We start from the raw sequence: 19,269 nt of genomic DNA on the forward strand, positions 1-19,269 counted from the left end.
CCCCAGGTTGCCAATCACCATGGACAGCTTCAGCGGACTCGAATCCTTTGTACGGGCAGCCGACCTGCTGAGCTTTGCCGCCGCTGGCCGGCAGCTGGGCATTTCGGCGTCGGCCGTGGGCAAGAACGTCGCGCGGCTCGAGGCGCAACTGGGCCTGCGCCTGTTCCATCGCACCACCCGACAGGTGCGGCTCACGGCGGAAGGCGCGATGTTCCATGAGCGCTGCCGCCGCATCCTCGACGACCTCGACGATGCGCGCACGATGATGCAAGACGCAGCCGCCACGCCACGCGGCCGCCTGCGTGTGAGCCTGCCGACCATCGGCTACCGCTTCCTGCTGCCGGTGCTGCCGGACTTCAAGGCGCGCTACCCCGAAATCGAGCTCGACCTCGACTTCAACGACCGCCTGGTCGATGTGATCGCCGAGAACGTGGACGTCGCGATCCGCAGCGGCGACCTGGCGGACTCGCGGCTGGTGGCCCGGCGGCTGGGGCCTTTCGACTTTGTGCTGGTGGCCTCGCCGGCCTACCTGGCACGCCACGGCGTGCCGCAGGTGCCGGCCGACCTCGCACGCCATGCCTGTCTGCGCTACAAGTTCGTGACCGGCGGCAGGATCGAGGATTGGGACCTGCCCGGCCTGCCGACGCAGCTGCCGCCGGGCCTGCTCTCGAACAACATGGAAGCCATGCTCGGCGCCGCTGTGGCTGGCCTCGGTATCGCCTACATGGCCGATTTTCTCGCGCGCGATGCGCTATGCCGCGGCGAACTGCAGCGCGTGTTGGCCTCGCACCTGGTGCGCCAGGGCCAGTTCTCCGCGCTCTGGCCGTCGAGCCGCCAGTTGTCGCCCAAGGTGCGCGCCTTCGTCGATTTCGCGAGCGAGCGCATGTTCAAGCAAGACCATTTACCGGCACAGGGCACTCAGGCTGCGGCGTAGTCGGTCGACGCGGCCACCTCGGCCCATTCCGCGGTTTCACGCTGCAGGCCATCGATGTGGTCGCGGATCACCTGCAACGTGTCGGTGCCCAGCGGCAGGCGCATCGGTGGCTTCGGCGACTCGACCAACCGGATCACCGCTTGCGCCAGCTTGACCGGATCGCCCGGCTGGTGGAGGCTGATGCTGCGCGCGGCGATGCGCACCTGGCCCGACGTGCCTTCGTAGTCGGCGATGCGCTTGGGCGAGACGGTGAGCGAGTTGCCTTCGAGGAACTCGGTGCGGAAGTAGCCCGGCTCGACCGCTGTCACATGAATGCCCAGCGGCGCGAGTTCCTTGTGCAGCGCCTGGTTGATGCCTTCGACCGCGAACTTGGTCGAGCAGTACAGCCCGAAGCCGGGGCCGGACTGGTGGCCGCCCAGCGACGAGAGGTTGAGGACGCGGCCGCTGCGACGCGCGCGCATCGACGGCAGCGTGGCACGCGTCACGTTCAGCAGGCCGAACACGTTGGTCTCGTAGAGCTTGCGCACCTCGTCGGCCGTGGCTTCCTCCACGGCGCCGAGCAGCCCGAAACCGGCGTTGTTGACCAGCACGTCGATGCGGCCGAAGCGGGCGATCGCCGCTTCGACGGCACGCGCAGCCTGGGACTCGTCCGTCACGTCGAGCGACACGCCCAGCAGCCCTGGATGGTCGCCGAAGCGCTTGGCCACGTCGGCAGCGTTGCGGGCCGTCGCCACCACCGCGTCGCCGTGGGCGAGTGCGGCTTCGGCCATGCGGGCGCCGAGGCCGCGGGAGGCGCCGGTGATCATCCAGACGCGCTTGAATTCGTTCGTTGCAGTCATGTCGATTCCTTTGAAATCAGGGTGATGAAGGGATGCGGTGAGGGAAATGTAGGTTTTGCATCCGCATCGGAATAGCCCACGTTCGCTCGCTTATTCCGCAAGACAATCGTGATAATTCGCCCATGGCATTCAACGAACTACGCGCGATCACCACCTTCATCCAGGCGGCCGAACTGGGCAGCCTGCGGCAGGCTGCCGCTGCGCAGGCGATCACGCCGCAGGCCGCCAGTCAGGCGCTGATGCAACTCGAATCGCATCTGGGCGTACGTCTGTTCCACCGCACCACGCGGCGGTTGAGCCTCACCGAAGAAGGCAGCCAGTTCCTCGAGGCCGCACAGCCCGGTTTGACCACGCTGCAACGCGCGCTGCGCAACGCGCGTCGAGGCCGCGAAGAGATCGCCGGGCCGCTGCGCATCGTGGCGCCGCGCGCGACGATGCTGCAGGTTCTCTGGCCGGTGCTCGAAGCCTTCTGCGCGCAGCATCCGCAGATCGAACCCGACGTGCAGTTGGACGACCGCGTCGGCAACTGGGTCGAGGAGCGTGTCGACGTCGGCTTCCGCAGCGGACTGGTGCCGCAGGACGGGCTGATCGCGCGGCGGCTGATGCCGGTCCAGCTGGTCGTGTGCGCCGCGCCAGCCTACATCGCGCGCTTCGGTGCGCCACACCACATCGAAGACCTGGCACAGCACCGCTGCAGCTGCTTCCGGCACCCGACCAGCGGCAAGCTGATGCCCTGGGAGTTCAAGGTCGACGACCAGATCGTCGCGCGTGACATCGCACCTGCGCTATGCACCAACGACGTCGACCTGGAGATCCGCGCGGTGCTGGCAGGCCAGGTGATCGGCCAGTTGATCGGTGCAACGGCGGCACCACTGATACGCAACGGCCAACTGGTGCCGTTGCTGACGCAACATATCACGGACCACCTTGGCCTGTACGTCTATTACGGTAGCCGGGTGGCGCAGCCGCTGCGTGTGCGTGCTTTCATCGACCTCGCGGTGGAGATGCTGACAGACAGCGTCGCGTTCGTGCTGCAGCCTGAGGACCTGAAACTGGCTCCACGGCCCGCACGCAAGCGCGCAGCGGGCCTCGGCAAGTCACGGTAGCGAGAAGCCGCTCAAACTTGTCCGTCCGCCGGACGCAGCACGCCGCCTTCCAGCGTCACCGACTTGCCGATGGGTGGCGCCGTCGCGGTGGTCACGGTGCGCAGGGTGCCGTTGTCCATCCGCACGTGCACCTGGTAGGTGGTCTTGGTGCGCGTGCGTTGCTCCACGGTGTTGCCGAGGTAGCCGCCGCCAACGGCGCCGATCACGGTGGCCGCAGCGCGACCGCCGCCATGCCCGATCTGGTTGCCCAGCACACCGCCAAGCACACCGCCTGCGACGGCGCCCACGCCCGTGGCTGGTGCGGCGGTCTGCACAGCGTGCACCGACTCGACCCGTCCGCACACAGCGCAGACAGCGCGAGGGGCAGGTGCAGGCGCGGTCGCCACGGCGGGCGCGGCAGGCAAGGCGTTGGCGGGCGCCTGTATCGGGGTGCGCGCCGTGTTCGCGGGGGCTGGGGCCTGAGCGACGGCCTGGCCGCCCGGGCCTTGCGAGGCCAGCGCCGGCGGCACCTCACCGGCCTTGAAGTCGTCCGGCCCCTGCAGGGGCTGGCTGGCCGCCAGCGGCATCGCGGTGCCCGCAGGCGCGCTCGCATGCTGATAGAGCATCGTGCCGCCGAGTGCAGCCACTGCGACGGCCAGCACACCCACGGTGGCCCACAGCGCCTTGGGCGCGCGGGCGTTGGACGGATTGGTTTCCAGAATGGAGTTCATGGCTGTGTCCTTTCTTTTCCTGTGTGCCACCACCACGTCGGGATGGGTTGGGCACTGGACCGCAGCTTAGCCAGCCCGGAACGCGTTGCGTGCGTCCCGTGCATGTCCAAAACGTAAAAAGGGTAAGCGCCTACAGATTGGGTGCCAGCAGTCGCTCAAGCTCGCTCTCGCTTGTCTGTCGGCGTGCGGCTTGGTCGGCCAACTGGTCGTGCCCGATCTTGCCGACGTTGAAATACGTCGACGCCGGATGGCTCAGGTGGAAGCCGCTCACGCTGGCCGCAGGCGTCATGGCAAGGCTTTCGGTCAGCGTCATGCCGATGTCGGCGCACTGCATCACCTCGAACATCTCGCGCTTCACGCTGTGGTCGGGGCAGGCCGGGTAGCCGGGCGCCGGACGGATGCCGCGGTACTTCTCGGCGATCATGTCTTCGTTGTTCAAGGCTTCGTCGGCGGCGTAGCCCCACAGGTCGGTGCGCACGCGGTGGTGCAGCGATTCGGCAAACGCCTCGGCCAGCCGGTCGGCCAGCGCCTTGAGCATGATGGCCGAGTAGTCGTCGAGGTCGTCGATGAAGGCTTTCTCCTTCTTCTCGACGCCGAGGCCCGCCGTCACGGCGAACATGCCGACATAGTCCTTGATGCCGCTGTCCTTCGGCGCGACGAAGTCGGCTAGGCAACGGCTCGGGCGCATCACGCCGTCGATCGCCTGCTTCTCGGTCTGCTGGCGCATGCCGTACCAGGTCATCGCGACTTCGCTGCGCGTCTCGTCGGTGTAGAGCTCGATGTCGTCGTCGTTCACCGTGTTGGCCGGCCAGAAGCCCACGATGCCGCTCGCGCTGAGCCAGCGGCCTTCGATCAGGCGCTTCAACATGCGCTGGCCATCAGCGTAGACGCGCACGGCCTCGGTGCCGACAACTTCATCCTTGAGGATCGCAGGGAACGGCCCGGCCAGGTCCCAGGTCTGGAAGAACGGGCCCCAGTCGATGTACTTGGCCAGTTCGGTCAGGTCGAAGTTCTTGAACACGCGGCGGCCGATGAACTTCGGCACCGGCGGCGTGTAGCTCGTCCAGTCGATCGGCGTCTTGTTGGCGCGCGCCTTCGCGAGCGGCCACAGCGGCACCTGCTTCTTGTTGGCGTGCTGCAGGCGCACCTTGTCGTAGTCGGCGTTGAGTTCGTCGATGTACTTCGCGGCCTGGTCGGAGAGCAGCGACTGCGCCACGCTCACGCTGCGCGACGCATCGGGCACGTAAACGACAGGGCCTTCGTAATGCGGCGCGATCTTCACGGCCGTGTGCACGCGGCTGGTGGTGGCGCCGCCGATCATCAGCGGGATCTTCTTGATACGGAAATGGTCGTCGCGCTGCATCTCGCCAGCGACGTACTGCATCTCTTCCAGGCTCGGCGTGATGAGGCCGGAGAGGCCCACGATGTCGGCGCCTTCCACCTTGGCGCGCGCCAGGATCTCGTGGCACGGCACCATCACGCCCATGTTCACCACCTCGAAGTTGTTGCACTGGAGCACGACGGTGACGATGTTCTTGCCGATGTCATGCACGTCGCCCTTCACGGTCGCGATGATGATCTTGCCCTTGGTGCGCACGTCGCGCCCGGCCGCTTCATCGCGCAGCTTCTCCTCCTCGATGTAGGGCAGCAAGTGCGCCACCGCCTGCTTCATCACGCGGGCCGACTTCACCACCTGGGGCAGGAACATCTTGCCGGCGCCGAACAGGTCGCCGACGACGTTCATGCCGTCCATCAGCGGGCCTTCGATGACGTGCAACGGGCGGCCGCCCTTGGCGAGGATGTCCTGGTAGGCCTCTTCGGTGTCCTCGACGATGAACTCGGTGATGCCGTGCACCAGCGCGTGGCTGAGCCGGTCGCCCACGCTCACCGGTGCCTCGGGCGTGCCGCGCCAGTCGTTGCGCTTGCTCTCGTCCTTGGCGCCGCTCTTGGCGGTCTCGGCCACTTCGACCAGGCGCTCGCCGGCATCGGGGCGGCGGTTGAGGATCACGTCTTCGACGCGCTCGCGCAGGACCGGCTCGAGGTCGTCGTACACGCCGACCATGCCGGCGTTGACGATGCCCATGTCCATGCCGGCCTTGATCGCGTGGTACAGGAACACGGTGTGAATGGCCTCGCGCACCGGGTCGTTGCCGCGGAAGCTGAAGCTCACGTTCGACACGCCGCCCGACACCTTGGCGCCCGGCAGGTTCTGCTTGATCCAGCGGGTCGCCTCGATGAAGTCGACCGCGTAGTTGTTGTGTTCCTCGATGCCGGTGGCCACAGCAAAGATGTTCGGGTCGAAGATGATGTCCTCGGCCGGAAAGCCGATCTCGTCGACCAGGATGCGGTAGGCGCGCTGGCAGATCTCGACCTTGCGCTCGTAGGTGTCGGCCTGACCCTTCTCGTCGAAGGCCATCACGACCGCCGCGGCGCCATAGCGGCGCAGCAGCTTGGCCTGATGGCGGAACTGGTCCTCGCCTTCCTTCATGCTGATCGAGTTGACGATGCCCTTGCCCTGGATGCAGCGCAGGCCGGCCTCGATGACCTCCCACTTCGAGCTGTCGACCATGATCGGCACGCGCGCGATGTCGGGCTCCGACGCGATGAGGTTCAGGAAGCGGACCATCGCGGCCTTGCTGTCGAGCATGGCCTCGTCCATGTTGATGTCGATCACCTGCGCGCCGTTCTCGACCTGCTGGCGCGCGACGGCCAGGGCTTCCTCGAACTGGCCGTTGAGGATCATCCGCGCGAAGGCCTTGGAGCCGGTGACGTTGGTGCGCTCGCCGATGTTGACGAACAGCGTGCCCTCGCCGATCTGCACGGGCTCGAGGCCCGACAGCTTCATGGGAGGAACGCCGGATTGGGGTTCAGGGTTGGCTGAGGAAGAAGACGACATGGGCTCACCTGGATTCGCAGAGGTTCAGGTGAGCGTCGTTGCAGGAAAACGCCCGAGCCTGGCGACTGGCTCTGGGCCGGCTGCTGCAACGCTCCTCGGGATGCTGCGCATTTTAGGGCGATTCGAAAAGAGTCGCGGGGAAACCTCACTTCCATTCAGGCACGCACGCACAAAAACTCACGCGCCCGCTTAAACGAACGCTCGTGCTTTTATATCGCCGAGCCGGCGAATGACGGGAGAGTTCAAATGGCCAGGAAACTGAATGCTGTTCTTTGCGGTGCGCTCGGTGTGTCCGCCGCGGCGATCATCGCCACGGCGCCGGTCGCCCATGCAGCGGCCAGCGGCGTGTCGATACTGTTGACGGCTCGCGCGCCAGCGTCCGACGAACATCGACTATTTTTACGGCATCCCGACAAGCTGGCCGCAGCGGGCGCGCGCGACCAGGAGTGGACCGCCCGGCTCGACCGTTATGCGGCCGCTTCCGAGGCCGAACAGGCGCAGCTGCGCGAAAACCTGTTCAACGACACCGAACGCCTGCGGCTGAGCGGAGCGCTTGCGATGCGCGCCAGTGCGATGCGCAAGCCGGCGGGCAACGGCGGCTGAACCGCTTACTGCGCGACGGCCGCCGATTCCCCCGCCCGCACCGTCGTCAATGCAAACGGCGGCAACCCCTGCAGCAACCGCTGCCCATACGCCGTGCGCACCAGCCGCCGGTCGTAGCAGTACACGCTCGCGCGGTCTTCCTCGGTGCGGATGGCCCGGCCCACCCACTGCGCCAGGCGGATCGCCGTGGCTGGCACCACCAGCTCGGTGAAGGGATCGCGCCCCACCGTGCGCAGCCATTCGGCGCGCGCCTCGCCCACGGGGTCGTCCGGCGGGGCAAAGGGCAGTTTGGTGATGAACACCGATTCGCACAGCCGCCCCGGCAGGTCGAGCCCTTCGCCAAAGGACTGCATGCCGAAGATGATCGACGGCGCGCCGTCGGCCACCCGGCTGCGGTGCGTGGCCAGCAGTTGCTGGCGCGGCAGCGCGGTCTGCACCAGAACGCGCGGGCGCAGTGCGGGGGTGAGCGCCAGCACCGCCAGCCGCAGCTGTTCGCGCGAGGTGAAGAGCACCAGCGCGCCGTGGCGCACCTCGGCCAGATCGCCCACCAGCGCCTGCACCATCTCGGCGGTGTAGGCCGCCGCGTCGCGCGGGTCGGCCAGGGTTTCCGTGGCGATGAGCCGGCCCTGCCTGGCGTAGTCGAACGGGCTGGGCACTTCCAGCGACGTGGCGGCGCCCTCGTCGTGCAACTGGTGCAGGCCGCTTTCATGCAGGAAGAAGTCGAAGCGGCCGCAGCTCGTGAGCGTGGCCGAGGTCAGCACCGCACCGCGCACCTTGCTCCACAGATGGTTGCGCAGGGTAGCGCCCGGCAGCAGCGGGCTGGCGTGGGCCTGCAGGGTGGCCTGCTCGCCGTCGGTTTCCAGCGTGAACCACTTGGCGGCGGGCACGGCGCCGCTCGCGCTTTCGCGCAGCAGCAGCTGCGAGGTTTCGAGCACCGCCTCCAGCCGGGGCGCCATGGCGCCGAGTTGCGCGTACATCGTCGACAGGCGGCGTGCCTGTTCGGGCTTGTCGCGCAGTTCGGCGCGCAAGGCCTTGGCGATGGCGCGCAGCGCATCGAGAAAACCGTTGGCGTGGTGCGCCACCAGGCCCAGGGGCTCCTGCAGCGCCTCGGGCAACTCGCCGCGCGGCAGTCGCGCGCGCGCCGGGCCGCGACCGGGCGCGCCGTTCGCCAGATCGGCACGCAGGCGCTCGCCGTACAGGTCGATCACCAGGCGTTCGACCTGTTGCAACGCCTGGCGCATCTGCGCGGCGTGGGTCGGAATGTCGGCAACCTCCGTCACTTCCAGCAGCACCCCCACGCGCACCGCGCGTTGCGCCAGCCGCTCGGCCCAGGCGTGGCGCCCCAGGTCCATGCGGCAGGCGAACTGGGCCAGCGCGGTCGCCGGCAGGTGGTGCGCCTCGTCGAGCACCAGCAGGCAGTTGTCGAGCTCGGGCAGCAGGCGATTGCCCAGCGAGGAAAGCAGCAGGTCGTGGTTGACCACGATCACCTGCGCGCCCACCAGCGTCTTGCGGCGCTCGTAGTACACGCAGCCGTTGAAGGACGGGCAATGCTTGCCGGTGCACGAGGCGGCATCGGCCGCCATGGCCGACCAGACATCGGGCGCAGGGGGCGTATCGAGCGTGTCGCGGTCGCCGTCCCAGGCGCCGCGCGCCAGCGCCTGCGCGGTGTGGGTGTAGAAATGGATGCGAGCGTCCACTTCGTGCTGAGGACGCGCTGCGCGGTGCATCGCCTCTTCCTCTGCAAAGAGATCGTCGGCGTCTTCGCCATCGTCTTCCTCGGCCAGGCCGGTGAGGCGACCGAGCTTGAGCTGGCAGACGTAGCGGCCTCGCCCCTTGGCCAGCGCAAAGCGAAAGGGCTGCGGCATGAGCGCGGCGAGTGCGGGCAGGTCCTTGTTGACCAACTGTTCCTGCAGGGCCACGGTGGCGGTGGAGATCATGACGCGGGTGTTGCGCGCCAACGCGAGCGCGATGGCCGGCGCGCAGTACGCCAGCGACTTGCCGACACCGGTGCCGGCCTGGATCACGGCGATGGCGCGTGGTGGCTCGGCGTCTTCGTCTTCCGACTTGCCCAGCGTGGCAGCGGCCAGGGTGCCGGCGACCCGTTCGGCCATGCCGCGCTGACCCTCACGGCTGCGAAACCCCTCGCTGGCCTGCACCACCTCGTCGAACGCCTGCAGGGCGGACGCGGCCCATTCCAAAGAAGACATGCCTGAGTGTTGCACAGCAGTGCGCCCCCAGGCGTCGCTGGTGCGGGAATGGCGGGTCAGGCGGGCTGTGCGGCGCCGGTGGCAGAGGCGGGAAGGCCGAACACCGCATCGAAGGCCCAGTTGAAGACGAAGGTGTAGACCAGGAAGAAGACCACGAGACCCAGGTCCATCACCAGCGCCTGCCAAAGGCTGATGTGCAGCCACCAGGCGATGGTCGGCACCAGGAACGCGACGAGCCCGCCCTCGAAGCCGATGGCATGGGCCACCCGGCGCCCCAGGCCGCGCCCGCGCACGGCCTGGCGTGCTTCCCAGCGCTCGAACAGCGTGTTGAAGACCAGATTCCACACGATCGCGATGACCGAAGCGATCACCGCCAGCACGCTCGAATGGCCCATGCCCTGGCCGGACATCAGGGCCAGCCCGATGCTCGCCACCACGATGGCGATGCCTTCATAGAGCGTGATGTAGACGACGCGGCGCTTGATTCCTTGCATGACTTCTCTCGGCGGACTGGCAACAAACAGCACTGGACTTTATTTGCTGTGAGCTGATATAAAAAGTCATCTTCTTTCAGATTAATTGATAGATCGGCTGCCATGAGCTTTTCGAGCGACAACGTGCAGGTGTTCCTGGCCGTGCTGGACCACGGGTCCTTCTCGGCAGCGGCGCGCGCGCTCGGACGCGTGCCCTCGGCCGTGAGCATGACCATCGCGGGGCTGGAAGCCGAGCTCGACCTGCCGCTGTTCGAACGCGTCGGCCGCGAGCCCCGGCCAACGGCCGCGGCCCGCTCGCTGGAACCCCAGGCGCGCCTGCTGGCCGCGCAGCTCAAACAGCTGCAGGTGCAAGCACTCGCGCTGACACAGGGACTCGAAAAACGGCTCACGCTCGCCATCGCACCCGAACTGCTGGCCGCGCCCTGGGCTGGGCCGCTCGCCCAACTGGCGCAGGAATACCCGTTGCTCGAAGTCGAGGTGCTGGCCGCACCCCAGGCCGACGCGCTGGCCCTGCTGCACAGTGGACGCGCCGACCTCGCCCTGGTGTTCGAGCGGCCGAGCCTGGACGGCCGAGAGGGCTTCCAGGAAGTGGCGAACGACACCATGGTGACGGTCATCGCGCCCAGCCACCCCGTGCTCGCGGCAGCGGGTGGCCGCCTGCGCGAAGCGCATCTGACAACGACCCGCCAGATCGTGGTGGCGGGCCGGGACCTGAGTGCCAGCGACCCCCGCTTCGTTTTTGCGCGCCACGTCTGGCGCACCGACAACGCGCTGGCTGCGCTGAGCCTGATCACCGCAGGCCTCGGCTGGGGCTGGCTGCCGCGCAACTTCGTCAAACCGCATGTCGCGGCCGGTGACCTGATCGAGATTCCGTTCGAGAACCTCAGCAACGGGCTGGCACTGTGGGTGGACGTGGTGTGGTCGCGGGAGAGGCCGCTCGGCCTGGGAGCGCAGCGCTTTGTGGCGCTGATCGGGCGCAAGCCTTAGCGCCCATCAGTCGGCACTTGCGAAGGGGCCGCTTCAGCCCGGACGCATCGAGTTGGAGGGCTGACCGCCACCTCCCCCGCCACCGCCGCCAGGAGCACCCCGCTCCCGCTCACCCCCGCCCGGTCCACCACGCGGAGGACCGCCCTGCGGACGTTGCTGCGGTTGCTGCGGTGCCATCTGGGGACGTTGCTGCTGCGGCGCCATCTGCGGGCGCTGCGGCTGGGGCTGTGCGCCCTGCGGGGGGCGTCCGCCACCGTCCGGACGCATGCCCTCGCGCGGCGGCCGCATACCCGGATCGCGCCCGGGGCGCACCCCGTCGTCGCGCGGCGGCCGGTAGCCTTGCGGCTGCGGACGCATCGAATTGGGCGGCTGGTAGTCCGGACGCGGCCGGAAGTCGTTGCCGCGGCCCGGACGCGGCCCCTCCCAGTCACGCGGGCGCCAGTTCGGCTGCTCAGGTGCCGGGCGGCGCCAGCCGTCGCGCGGTGGTGGCGGACGGTTACCCCACCAGCGGCGGTCGTCGTACCACGAACGGTCGCGGTAGTTGTTGCCCCAGTAGTTGGCAATGGCGAAGCCGACGATCGGAATGCCGATGGCTGCGCCGTAGGTCGCCAGCGGCACGCGTTGTTGCTGATAGGCGTAGTCGATGGCCGCCGAGTAGATCCAGCCCCGCAAGCCATCGGGCATGACCACGTCGCACCAGCCGTAGCCCTGCGTGCAGCCGAGCACCTCGAAGTTCTGCCCCGAGCCGACCACTGCCACCACCGGGTAGTTGGTCGCCGGACCGGCGCGAAGGTTCACCGAGCTGTTCGCATAGGCCTGCTGGGCGGACGCCGCCACAGGCAGCAGCAGCGCCAGCGCGCCCACGCCGAGCCAGCGCTGGAGGGTTGAATTCAGAGGTGTCATAGGGCTTGGATTCCTTTGAGTTCACCATAGGCGCCGCGCAGAGTTCCTGTCAATCAGCCGGAGCCTTTCCTGACACCCAGGCAACCTGCCGCGGCCACCACGTCAGGCGGCTTCAGGATAGAACAGCTTGCGCGCCGCCGTCGGTGCCACCGCCTGGCCAATGGCGGCGATGTGCTCAGGCGTGGTGCCGCAGCAGCCGCCCACGATGTTGACCAGCCCTGCGGCGGCAAAGTCGTGCAGCAGGCGCGACGTCACGTCGGGCGTCTCGTCGAAGCCAGTGTCGCTCATGGGGTTGGGCAGGCCGGCGTTCGGGTAGCAGCTGATGAAGGTGTCGTCGGCCACCTTGGCCAGCTCCTGGATGTAAGGCCGCATGAGCGCCGCCCCCAAGGCGCAGTTCAGGCCGACAGCCAGCGGCCGGGCGTGGCGCACGCTGTGCCAGAAGGCCGTCACGGTCTGGCCGCTCAGGATGCGGCCGGAGGCATCGGTCACGGTGCCACTGATGATGAGCGGCAGGCGCTCGCCCGAGTTCTCGAAATACTCGTCGACCGCGAACAGCGCCGCCTTGGCGTTGAGCGTGTCGAAGATGGTCTCGACCAGGATCACGTCGGCGCCGCCCTCGACCAGTGCCTCGGTCTGCTCGTAATAAGCGGCGCGCAGCGTCTCGAAGTCGACGTTGCGGGCACCGGGGTCGTTCACGTCGGGGCTGATGCTGGCCGTCTTGGGCGTCGGGCCGAGGGCGCCGGCGACGAAGCGGGGTTTGTCGGGCGTGCTGTACTTGTCGCAGGCCGCGCGCGCCAGCTTCGCGGATTCGAGATTCATCTCGCGTGCAAGATGCGCCATCTGGTAGTCCTCCTGCGCGACGGTGGTCGCGCCGAAGGTGTTGGTCTCGATCAGGTCGGCGCCGGCCGCGAGGTACTTCTCGTGGATGTCGCGGATCACGTCGGGGCGAGTCAACGAGAGCAACTCGTTGTTGCCCTTCACGTCGCGCTCGAAGTCCTTGAAGCGCTCGCCGGTCCCGCCAGGGCCGGCATATCCAGCCCCGCGATACTGCTCTTCGGTCAGCTTGAAGCGCTGGATCATCGTGCCCATGGCGCCGTCGAGGATGGCGATGCGTTGGGCGAGGATGCCAGGCAGGGCCTGGCCGCGGGTGTAGATGACGGGCTTCATAACCCACGATTGTAGAAAGCACCCAAAGGGCTTGCCGCGGTGTGTGATCGCGACGCCGAGCAATCCTCAAGCGCAGTCGAAGACCTTCCCCGGGTTCATGAGATGGTGCGGGTCCAGCGCCTGCTTGATCGCGCGCATCGCCGCCAGCTCGGCCGGCGTGCGGCTGGCGCCGAGGTAGGGCTTCTTGTGCGTGCCGATGCCGTGCTCGGCCGACACGCTGCCGCCGAACGCGGCGACCTGGTCGTACACCAGCCGCTCGACGCCGGGCTCGTCGCCGCCGACCGTGCGCGCATCCACGGAGATGTGCAGGTTGCTGTCACCCACGTGGCCGAAGAAGACGGCGATGTTGCCGGGCCAGCGCGCATCGAGCGCCGCACGGCAGCCTTCGGCGAAGCGGCCGATCTCGGCCATCGGCAGGCTCACGTCGAAGTTGATCGGCGGGTGCATGTTGGCCGGCAGCTCGGCCGTCGCCTCGCGGATCTTCCACAGCGCACGCGCCTGGGCCTGCGACTGCGCAATGACGGCGTCGAGCGCCTCGCCGGCTTCCATCGATTCGCCGAGCAGTTCTTCGATAGCGGCGCGCAGCGCGTCTTCGTCGTTGCCCGTCACGTCGACCAGCGCCGCGAACGGGTGCGGCGCATCGAAGGGCTCGCGCAGCGACTGCCATTGCAGCGACGCGACGATGAAGTCGCGCCACATCAGTTCGAAGGCCGCCACTGCACCAGGGAAGCGCGCCTGCAACCGCCCGAGCAAGGCCAGCGACTGTTCGAAGCGGCCGACCGCGACCAGCACCGTCGCTTTCGCGCGCGGCGCCGGGTGCAGGCGCAGCACGGCGCGCGTGATGACGCCGAGCGTGCCCTCGGCGCCGATGAAGAGCTGCTTGAGGTCGTAGCCGGTGTTGTTCTTGATCATCGGCCGCAGCATCGGCAGCACCGTGCCGTCGGCCAGCACCACCTCGAGCCCGAGCGCCTGCTCGCGCATCATCCCGAACTGCAGCACACCGTTGCCGCCGGCGTTGGTCGCGAGGTTGCCGCCGATCTGGCACGAACCCCGCGCGCCGAGGTCGACGCCGAACTGCAGGCCCTGCGCGGCAGCAGCTTCCTGCACCGCCTGCAACGTGGCGCCGGCCTGCACGGTGATCGTTGAAGCCGCCACGTCGAGTGACTCGATGGCGTTCATTCGGTCGAGCGACAGCGCGATCGCCCCGGCGACCGGCACCGCCCCGCCGGCCATGCCGGTGAGGCCGCCCTGCGGCACCACCGGCACGCGGAATTCGCTGCACACGCGCAACACGGCCGCAACCGCGTCGGTGCTGCGCGGACGCACCAGCGCGACCGGCTGCACCGGGGTGCCACCGCCCCAATCGGTGCAATGACGCGGCGGCACCGCGTCGCCGGTCTGCACCGCATCGGCGCCGGCTGCGGCGATCAGCGCATCGACGAAGGCCGCATCAGCAGCATCAGCCACGCTGGGCCTCGACGAACGCCAGCACGGCCTCGATCATCCGCCGCACATGCGGCTGCACGCCGGCCGCGACGTCGGGCAGGTAGTCGAAAGGCAGCGCCTCCTGCATGTAGCTCGACTGCGTCATCTCCAGCTGCACCGCATGCACGCGCTGCGCGGGTTGCCCGTGGTGGCGCGTGATGTAGCCACCGGTGAAGCGGCCGTTGAGCACGCCGGTGTAGCCGGGCGCGCTCTCGGCGATGCCGAGCAGCGTCTTCGCCAGCGAGGCGTCGCAGCTGATGCCCTTGCCGGTACCGAGGTTCAGGTCGGGCAGCTTGCCCTCGAAGAAGCGCGGCAGCACCGAGCGGATCGAGTGCGCGTCCCACAGCGCGGCAATGCCGTGCTGCGCTTTGATGCGCGCGAGCTCTTCGGTGAGCTTCGCGTGATACGGGTGCCAGATCGCCTCGCGGCGTGCGGCGATCTCATCGTCGTCAGGCACGTCGCCCGCGGCGTAGATGGGCGTGTCGTCGAAGGTGTCGACGGGGCACAGGCCGGTCACGCTCTGGCCCGGATAGAGGCTGGCACCGTCCGGCGGGCGATTGAGGTCGATGACATAGCGCGAGTGCGTGGCGACCAGCACCGACGCGCCCAGTTCGTCGGCGAAGTCGTAGAGCCGTTCGAGGTGCCAGTCGGTGTCGGGCACCTGCCGCGCCTCGTCAGTGAAGCGCGCCGCCAGCGCGGGCGGCACATGCGTGCCGACATGCGGCATCGAGATCAGCAAGGGCCGCGTGCCCTGGCGGAAGCGGAACGGGGGTTCGGTCGTTTGAAAAGTCATGGGGAATCCTGAAGCAGTTGACGGCGCGCGGCGACGAAGCCGGCTGACGCGCTGTCGTGAAGCGGATGGCGGCCTGCCTGCACGCGCGGCCGCCCGGCCACCCACACGGCGTCGATCGCGCTGGTGCGATGGCTGGCGAAGACGTGCGACGACAGCATGTCGGGCGCATCGAGCCCGGCGAGGGCGGAATGTTCGGCGTCGAGCACGGTGAAGTCGGCCTGCTGCCCGACCGCCAGTCCACCCACGGCGCGGCCGGACGCCTGCGCGCCGCCTTGCACCGCCGCCAACGTCATCGCGCTCGCGACGTGGGGCTGCGAAGCATCGGCCGCCACATTGCGCTGGCGCGTGGCCAGGCGCTGGCTGTACTCGAGCATCAGCAGTTCCTCCGCAGCGTTCACGCAGATGTGGCTGTCGGAGCCGACACCCCACACACCACCGGCCGCGCGCCACGCGGGCAGGTCGAAGATGCCGTCGCCCAGGTTCGCCTCGGTGGTCGGACACAGGCCGGCCACGGCACCGCTCGCGGCAGCGCGACGGTACTCGTCCGCGTCCATGTGCGTCGCGTGCACCAGGCACCAGCGCGCGTCGACCGGCGCATGGTCGAGCAGCCAGGCGACGGGGCGCTGGCCGCTCCAGGTCACGCAGTCGTCGACCTCCTGCGTCTGCTCGGCGATGTGGATGTGCACCGGTGCGGTCGGGTCGATCGCGTCGAGGCCGGCGAGCACGTCGCGCAAGGCATCGGGCGGCACGGCGCGCAGCGAATGCGGCGCGAGGCCGAGGCGTGCACCCTGCGCATCGCACAACGGCTTGAGGCCTTCGAGCAGGCGCAACATCGATTCGGTCGAGCGGATGAAGCGCCGCTGCCCGTCGCTCGGCGGCTTGGCGCCGAAGCCGCTCGTCTGGTACAGCACCGGCAGCAGCGTGAGGCCGATGCCCGCGCGCTGCGCTGCGCGCATCAGCGCATGCGCCAGCTCGGCATCGTCGGCATAGGGCCGGCCATCGCCCTGGTGATGCACGTAATGGAACTCGCACACCGACGTGTAGCCCGCCTCCAGCATCTCGACGTACAGGCCGAGCGCGATCGCTTCGAGCTGCGCGGGATCGAGCCGCAGCGCGAAGCGGTACATCAGCGTGCGCCAGCTCCAGAAGCTGTCGCTCGCCTCGGCGCGGTATTCGGTGAGGCCGGCGATGGCGCGCTGGAAGGCATGGGAGTGGAGGTTGGGCGTGCCAGGGATGGCGGGGCCGCGCGTCGTTGTCGATGCGGCCGTGTTCGGCTCGACGTGGGTCAGTTGCCCTTTGTCGTTCCATTCAAGGCGGACGTTCTTGTGCCAGCCCGTGGGAAGCAAGGCGTGGCTTGCGAGGATGCTTTGTGTCATGCAATCACCACCTTGTGCGCGGAACGTCGGCACGGTCGTTGTGCATCGCTCTCCAGCGAGCGCAGCGATTGCGCCGCCCCCAAGCCCGGCAGGCGGTGCGGGCCGGGCGATCCCCTCTGCGCCGCTGAGGAGCACAGCCTGTCGCGGACCAGGGCTCGCGATTGTCTGAGCGCAGCGAGTTTGAGCGAGACCCCGCGACAGGCGAGCACCGCAAGGCAGCCCGAAGGGCCGGCGCAGTGGGGTCGTTCGGCCCGCACCGCCTGCCGGGCGTGCTCTCCAACGCACAACATCACAGCGCCACCCTCCCCTGCCGAACAATCCCACGCACCGGCCGCTGCCCAAACCAATAAGCCAACTCCGCCACCTCCCGCACCTCCCACAGCACGAAGTTCGCTGGCATCCCCACGCCGATCGACCCATGCGTCGACTGCAACCCCAACGCACGCGCCGCATGCAGGGTCACCGCATCGACGGCCTCCGGCACCGTCAGGCGGAACAAGGTGCACGCCATGTTCACCATCAGCAGCAGGCTGAGCGCCGGCGAGGTGCCGGGGTTGTGATCGGTCGACACCGCCATCGGCACGCCCGCTGCACGCAGCGCGGCGATCGGTGGCACCGTCGTGTCGCGCAGCGTGTAGAAAGCACCCGGCAGCAGCACTGCCACCGTGCCTGCGGCACGCATCGCGTCGATGCCGGCCTGCGACAGGTGCTCGATGTGGTCGCAGGACAGCGCACCGTAGCGCGCAGCCAGGGCCGCACCGCCCATGTCCGACAGCTGCTCGGCATGCAGCTTGACTGGCAGGTTCAGCCGCTTCGCCGCCTGGAAGACGCGCTCGGTCTCTTCCAGCGAAAAGGCAATGCGCTCGCAGAACACATCGACCGCATCGACCAACCCTTCGGCCGCGAGCGCGGGCAGCATCTCGTCGCACACGAGGTCGATGTACGCACCGCTGCGGCCCATGTACTCGGGCGGCAGCGCGTGAGCCCCCAGAAAAGTGGTGCGCACCGTCACGCCATACGCATCACCGAGTCGGCGTGCCACGCGCAGCTGCTTGCGCTCGTGTTCCAGCGACAGCCCGTAGCCCGACTTGATCTCGATCGCGCACACGCCTTCGGCCAGCAGCGATTCGAGGCGCTTGCCGGCGCTGGCGAACAGTTCGTCTTCGCTCGCTTCGCGCGTGGCGCGCACGCTGGAGACGATGCCGCCGCCAGCCTTCGCGACTTCTTCGTAGCTCGCGCCGGCCAAGCGCATCGCGAACTCGTTGGCGCGCTGACCGCCGTAGACCAGATGCGTGTGGCAGTCGACCAGGCCCGGCGTGACCAGCGCGTCGCTACCGCCATGGTGCGGCAGCGCGTCGAAGCGGCCCGGCAATGCGCTGCGCGGGCCGACCCAGGCGACCACGCCTTCTTCGACCACGATCGCCGATTCAACGCTCGGGTCGGACGCCAGCCGCAGGCCGGTCCACAGGCCGTCGGCCGAGGGCAATGTATCGCAGAGGCGCGCGCTCGTCATCGTTGGAAGCTCCAGGGTTCAGTCGTTCGGGAACCAGCGCACGGCCAGCAGGCGCGCGCCGTCGCTGGCGGGCGACAGCGGCCAGGCCATGGGGGCGTCTGCCCACCACAGACCGTCGCCCGCGTCCAGTGATTGGTCGCCGGCCTGCCAACTCCCATGCAGGCCCAGCAGCAGACCGTGCGGCGCCAGATCGAGCGCCTGCGCGGCGTCGAGCACCTGCACCTCGGCGTGGCATTGCGCGCGGCGGCTCATCGCGTTGAAGTCCGTCGACGGGCCGCCATGCAGGGTGCAGCCGAGCGCCACGTCGCCACTGAAGGAAAAGGGCGCGTGCGGATCGAGCCGGTGGTCGAAGCTGCCGTCGTCCGCGTGCAACTGCACGCTGCCGCCGTCCAGCAGCATGATGGTGCGGTCCACGCCGGGGAACACCGAGAACGGCGCAGCCTTCACGATGGTCGCAATGCTGGCGCGCCACATGAAGTCGTCGATGGCCGCGCCCGGCGGCCAGCTCGCGATCTCGCAGGTGGTGCCGCCGCCGTTCTTCCAGGGCATGACGCGCAGGGCGTCGCGGCTGAACCGTTGAATGCTCATCTCAGTAATCCTCCTTGGCGCAAGCGCCGCTCGAAATGGCGCAGCACCAGGGTGACTGCACCGGTCAGCACGAAGTAGACCAGAGCAATGGCCAGGTACACCTCCAGCGAGCGGTACGACACGCTGATGATCTTCTGCCCCTCGTGCATCACGTCGTGGATGGTCAGCAGCGACACCAGCGCCGAATTCTTGATGAGCGCGATGAACTCGTTGCCCAGCGGCGGGATCATCCGCACCACCGCCTGCGGCAGCACGATCTGGCGCATGGCCACCGCGGGCGTCATGCCCAGCGACTGCGCCGCCAGCGTCTGGCCACGGTCGATCGACTGGATGGCACCGCGCACGATCTCCGACACGTACGCACCCGAATACACGCCCAGCCCCAGCACGCCGCACAGGAAGGCGGGCAGCAGGATGCCGAAGTGCGGCAGCCCGAAGAAAAGGATGAACAGCTGCACCAGCAGCGGCGTGCCGCGAATGGCGGCCACATAGGCGGTGCAGAGTCCGTAGATCCAGCGCCGCTTCGGGTTCAGCCGGCCAATGCCGACCAGGAGCCCCAACACACAGCCGAGCGCCAGCGCGCAGGCGGTGATTTCCACCGTGACCGCGGCGCCGCGCAGCAGGTCGGGCCAGCCCTGCCAGACCGGCGAGAAGTCGAGATCCATGCC

The 19,269-nt window shown here is 68.5% G+C and carries 17 protein-coding genes and 1 riboswitch; of the genes, 4 read left to right on the top strand and 13 right to left on the bottom strand.

Features of this window, described 5'->3' with window-relative positions; genetic code table 11:
* The first annotated feature begins 19 nt into the window (after positions 1-19).
* Positions 20-934: a LysR family transcriptional regulator gene (locus J2W36_RS08975; protein WP_307689368.1), complete on the top strand. Its 915-nt coding sequence runs from the start codon at positions 20-22 to the stop codon at positions 932-934.
* Here J2W36_RS08975 and J2W36_RS08980 read toward each other — a convergent pair.
* Positions 919-1,773, bottom strand: a complete 855-nt coding sequence (locus J2W36_RS08980) for an oxidoreductase (protein WP_307689369.1) — start codon at positions 1,771-1,773, stop codon at positions 919-921. The two genes, J2W36_RS08975 and J2W36_RS08980, sit on opposite strands and share 16 nt — an antisense overlap.
* Before the next feature lie 122 nt (positions 1,774-1,895).
* Between J2W36_RS08980 and J2W36_RS08985 the strand changes: the two genes are divergently transcribed.
* Positions 1,896-2,879 carry a LysR family transcriptional regulator gene (locus J2W36_RS08985; RefSeq protein ID WP_307689370.1) on the top strand — a complete coding sequence of 328 codons (984 nt, stop codon included), beginning with the start codon at positions 1,896-1,898 and terminating at the stop codon, positions 2,877-2,879.
* A gap of 11 nt (positions 2,880-2,890) precedes the next feature.
* On the opposite strand, the gene J2W36_RS08990 is transcribed toward J2W36_RS08985, so the two are convergent.
* Together J2W36_RS08990 and metH are read right to left on the bottom strand one after the other, a co-directional pair.
* Complete coding sequence (locus J2W36_RS08990; RefSeq protein ID WP_307689371.1) at positions 2,891-3,589, bottom strand: glycine zipper 2TM domain-containing protein; 699 nt, start codon at positions 3,587-3,589, stop codon at positions 2,891-2,893.
* Between the two features lie 130 nt (positions 3,590-3,719).
* Entirely contained in the window at positions 3,720-6,485 is a 2,766-nt protein-coding gene (gene metH / locus J2W36_RS08995) for a methionine synthase (protein WP_370869286.1), read from the bottom strand.
* 23 nt (positions 6,486-6,508) lie between these two features.
* A riboswitch (S-adenosyl-L-homocysteine riboswitch) is annotated at positions 6,509-6,588 on the bottom strand.
* Positions 6,589-6,731: 143 nt separating this feature from the next.
* Here metH and J2W36_RS09000 point away from each other — a divergent pair.
* The gene (locus tag J2W36_RS09000; protein WP_307689372.1) at positions 6,732-7,088 is read left to right on the top strand and encodes a hypothetical protein; all 357 of its coding nucleotides are present in this window, start codon (positions 6,732-6,734) and stop codon (positions 7,086-7,088) included.
* 5 nt (positions 7,089-7,093) lie between these two features.
* On the opposite strand, the gene dinG is transcribed toward J2W36_RS09000, so the two are convergent.
* Together dinG and J2W36_RS09010 are read right to left on the bottom strand one after the other, a co-directional pair.
* Positions 7,094-9,295 (bottom strand): ATP-dependent DNA helicase DinG, encoded by a 2,202-nt coding sequence (dinG, locus tag J2W36_RS09005; RefSeq protein ID WP_307689373.1) that lies wholly within the window; start codon positions 9,293-9,295, stop codon positions 7,094-7,096.
* Between the two features lie 56 nt (positions 9,296-9,351).
* The gene (locus J2W36_RS09010) at positions 9,352-9,789 is read right to left on the bottom strand and encodes a PACE efflux transporter (RefSeq protein WP_307689374.1); all 438 of its coding nucleotides are present in this window, start codon (positions 9,787-9,789) and stop codon (positions 9,352-9,354) included.
* 102 nt (positions 9,790-9,891) lie between these two features.
* Here J2W36_RS09010 and J2W36_RS09015 point away from each other — a divergent pair, with 102 nt between their 5' ends.
* Positions 9,892-10,776: a LysR family transcriptional regulator gene (locus J2W36_RS09015; RefSeq protein ID WP_307689375.1), complete on the top strand. Its 885-nt coding sequence runs from the start codon at positions 9,892-9,894 to the stop codon at positions 10,774-10,776.
* Between the two features lie 33 nt (positions 10,777-10,809).
* On the opposite strand, the gene J2W36_RS09020 is transcribed toward J2W36_RS09015, so the two are convergent.
* The 8 genes from J2W36_RS09020 to J2W36_RS09055 all read right to left on the bottom strand — a co-directional run bounded on the left by J2W36_RS09020 (position 10,810) and on the right by J2W36_RS09055 (position 19,266).
* Positions 10,810-11,679, bottom strand: coding sequence for an SH3 domain-containing protein (locus J2W36_RS09020; RefSeq protein ID WP_307689376.1), 870 nt, complete (start codon positions 11,677-11,679; stop codon positions 10,810-10,812).
* A gap of 102 nt (positions 11,680-11,781) precedes the next feature.
* On the bottom strand, positions 11,782-12,846 hold the full coding sequence (locus tag J2W36_RS09025; protein WP_307689377.1) for a homocysteine S-methyltransferase family protein: 1,065 nt from the start codon (positions 12,844-12,846) through the stop codon (positions 11,782-11,784).
* Positions 12,847-12,912: 66 nt separating this feature from the next.
* Positions 12,913-14,313, bottom strand: coding sequence for an FAD-binding oxidoreductase (locus tag J2W36_RS09030; protein WP_370869287.1), 1,401 nt, complete (start codon positions 14,311-14,313; stop codon positions 12,913-12,915).
* On the bottom strand, positions 14,306-15,124 hold the full coding sequence (gene hutG / locus J2W36_RS09035; protein ID WP_307689378.1) for an N-formylglutamate deformylase: 819 nt from the start codon (positions 15,122-15,124) through the stop codon (positions 14,306-14,308). The genes J2W36_RS09030 and hutG overlap by 8 nt, the downstream gene beginning before the upstream one ends.
* Complete coding sequence (locus J2W36_RS09040; RefSeq protein WP_307689379.1) at positions 15,121-16,500, bottom strand: formimidoylglutamate deiminase; 1,380 nt, start codon at positions 16,498-16,500, stop codon at positions 15,121-15,123. Before J2W36_RS09040 ends, hutG begins: the two co-directional genes overlap by 4 nt.
* 289 nt (positions 16,501-16,789) lie before the next feature.
* Complete coding sequence (gene hutI / locus J2W36_RS09045) at positions 16,790-18,013, bottom strand: imidazolonepropionase (protein WP_307689380.1); 1,224 nt, start codon at positions 18,011-18,013, stop codon at positions 16,790-16,792.
* Positions 18,014-18,031: 18 nt separating this feature from the next.
* Entirely contained in the window at positions 18,032-18,601 is a 570-nt protein-coding gene (locus J2W36_RS09050) for a HutD/Ves family protein (protein ID WP_307689381.1), read from the bottom strand.
* Positions 18,598-19,266 carry an amino acid ABC transporter permease gene (locus J2W36_RS09055; protein ID WP_307689382.1) on the bottom strand — a complete coding sequence of 223 codons (669 nt, stop codon included), beginning with the start codon at positions 19,264-19,266 and terminating at the stop codon, positions 18,598-18,600. Before J2W36_RS09055 ends, J2W36_RS09050 begins: the two co-directional genes overlap by 4 nt.
* Between the last annotated feature and the right edge of the window lie 3 nt (positions 19,267-19,269).

It is taken from the genome of Variovorax ginsengisoli (genome assembly GCF_030811835.1).
In the GTDB taxonomy this organism is placed as follows: domain Bacteria; phylum Pseudomonadota; class Gammaproteobacteria; order Burkholderiales; family Burkholderiaceae_C; genus Variovorax; species Variovorax ginsengisoli_C.

Excerpts from the sequence above, each read along its gene's own strand:
- J2W36_RS08975 (WP_307689368.1), top strand. The coding sequence starts at position 20 with ATGGACAGCTTCAGCGGACTCGAATCCTTTGTACGGGCAGCCGACCTG.
- J2W36_RS08980 (WP_307689369.1), bottom strand. The coding sequence starts at position 1,773 with ATGACTGCAACGAACGAATTCAAGCGCGTCTGGATGATCACCGGCGCC.
- J2W36_RS08985 (WP_307689370.1), top strand. The coding sequence starts at position 1,896 with ATGGCATTCAACGAACTACGCGCGATCACCACCTTCATCCAGGCGGCC.
- J2W36_RS08990 (WP_307689371.1), bottom strand. The coding sequence starts at position 3,589 with ATGAACTCCATTCTGGAAACCAATCCGTCCAACGCCCGCGCGCCCAAG.
- metH (WP_370869286.1), bottom strand. The coding sequence starts at position 6,485 with ATGTCGTCTTCTTCCTCAGCCAACCCTGAACCCCAATCCGGCGTTCCT.
- J2W36_RS09000 (WP_307689372.1), top strand. The coding sequence starts at position 6,732 with ATGGCCAGGAAACTGAATGCTGTTCTTTGCGGTGCGCTCGGTGTGTCC.
- dinG (WP_307689373.1), bottom strand. The coding sequence starts at position 9,295 with ATGTCTTCTTTGGAATGGGCCGCGTCCGCCCTGCAGGCGTTCGACGAG.
- J2W36_RS09010 (WP_307689374.1), bottom strand. The coding sequence starts at position 9,789 with ATGCAAGGAATCAAGCGCCGCGTCGTCTACATCACGCTCTATGAAGGC.
- J2W36_RS09015 (WP_307689375.1), top strand. The coding sequence starts at position 9,892 with ATGAGCTTTTCGAGCGACAACGTGCAGGTGTTCCTGGCCGTGCTGGAC.
- J2W36_RS09020 (WP_307689376.1), bottom strand. The coding sequence starts at position 11,679 with ATGACACCTCTGAATTCAACCCTCCAGCGCTGGCTCGGCGTGGGCGCG.
- J2W36_RS09025 (WP_307689377.1), bottom strand. The coding sequence starts at position 12,846 with ATGAAGCCCGTCATCTACACCCGCGGCCAGGCCCTGCCTGGCATCCTC.
- hutG (WP_307689378.1), bottom strand. The coding sequence starts at position 15,124 with ATGACTTTTCAAACGACCGAACCCCCGTTCCGCTTCCGCCAGGGCACG.
- J2W36_RS09040 (WP_307689379.1), bottom strand. The coding sequence starts at position 16,500 with ATGACACAAAGCATCCTCGCAAGCCACGCCTTGCTTCCCACGGGCTGG.
- hutI (WP_307689380.1), bottom strand. The coding sequence starts at position 18,013 with ATGACGAGCGCGCGCCTCTGCGATACATTGCCCTCGGCCGACGGCCTG.
- J2W36_RS09050 (WP_307689381.1), bottom strand. The coding sequence starts at position 18,601 with ATGAGCATTCAACGGTTCAGCCGCGACGCCCTGCGCGTCATGCCCTGG.
- J2W36_RS09055 (WP_307689382.1), bottom strand. The coding sequence starts at position 19,266 with ATGGATCTCGACTTCTCGCCGGTCTGGCAGGGCTGGCCCGACCTGCTG.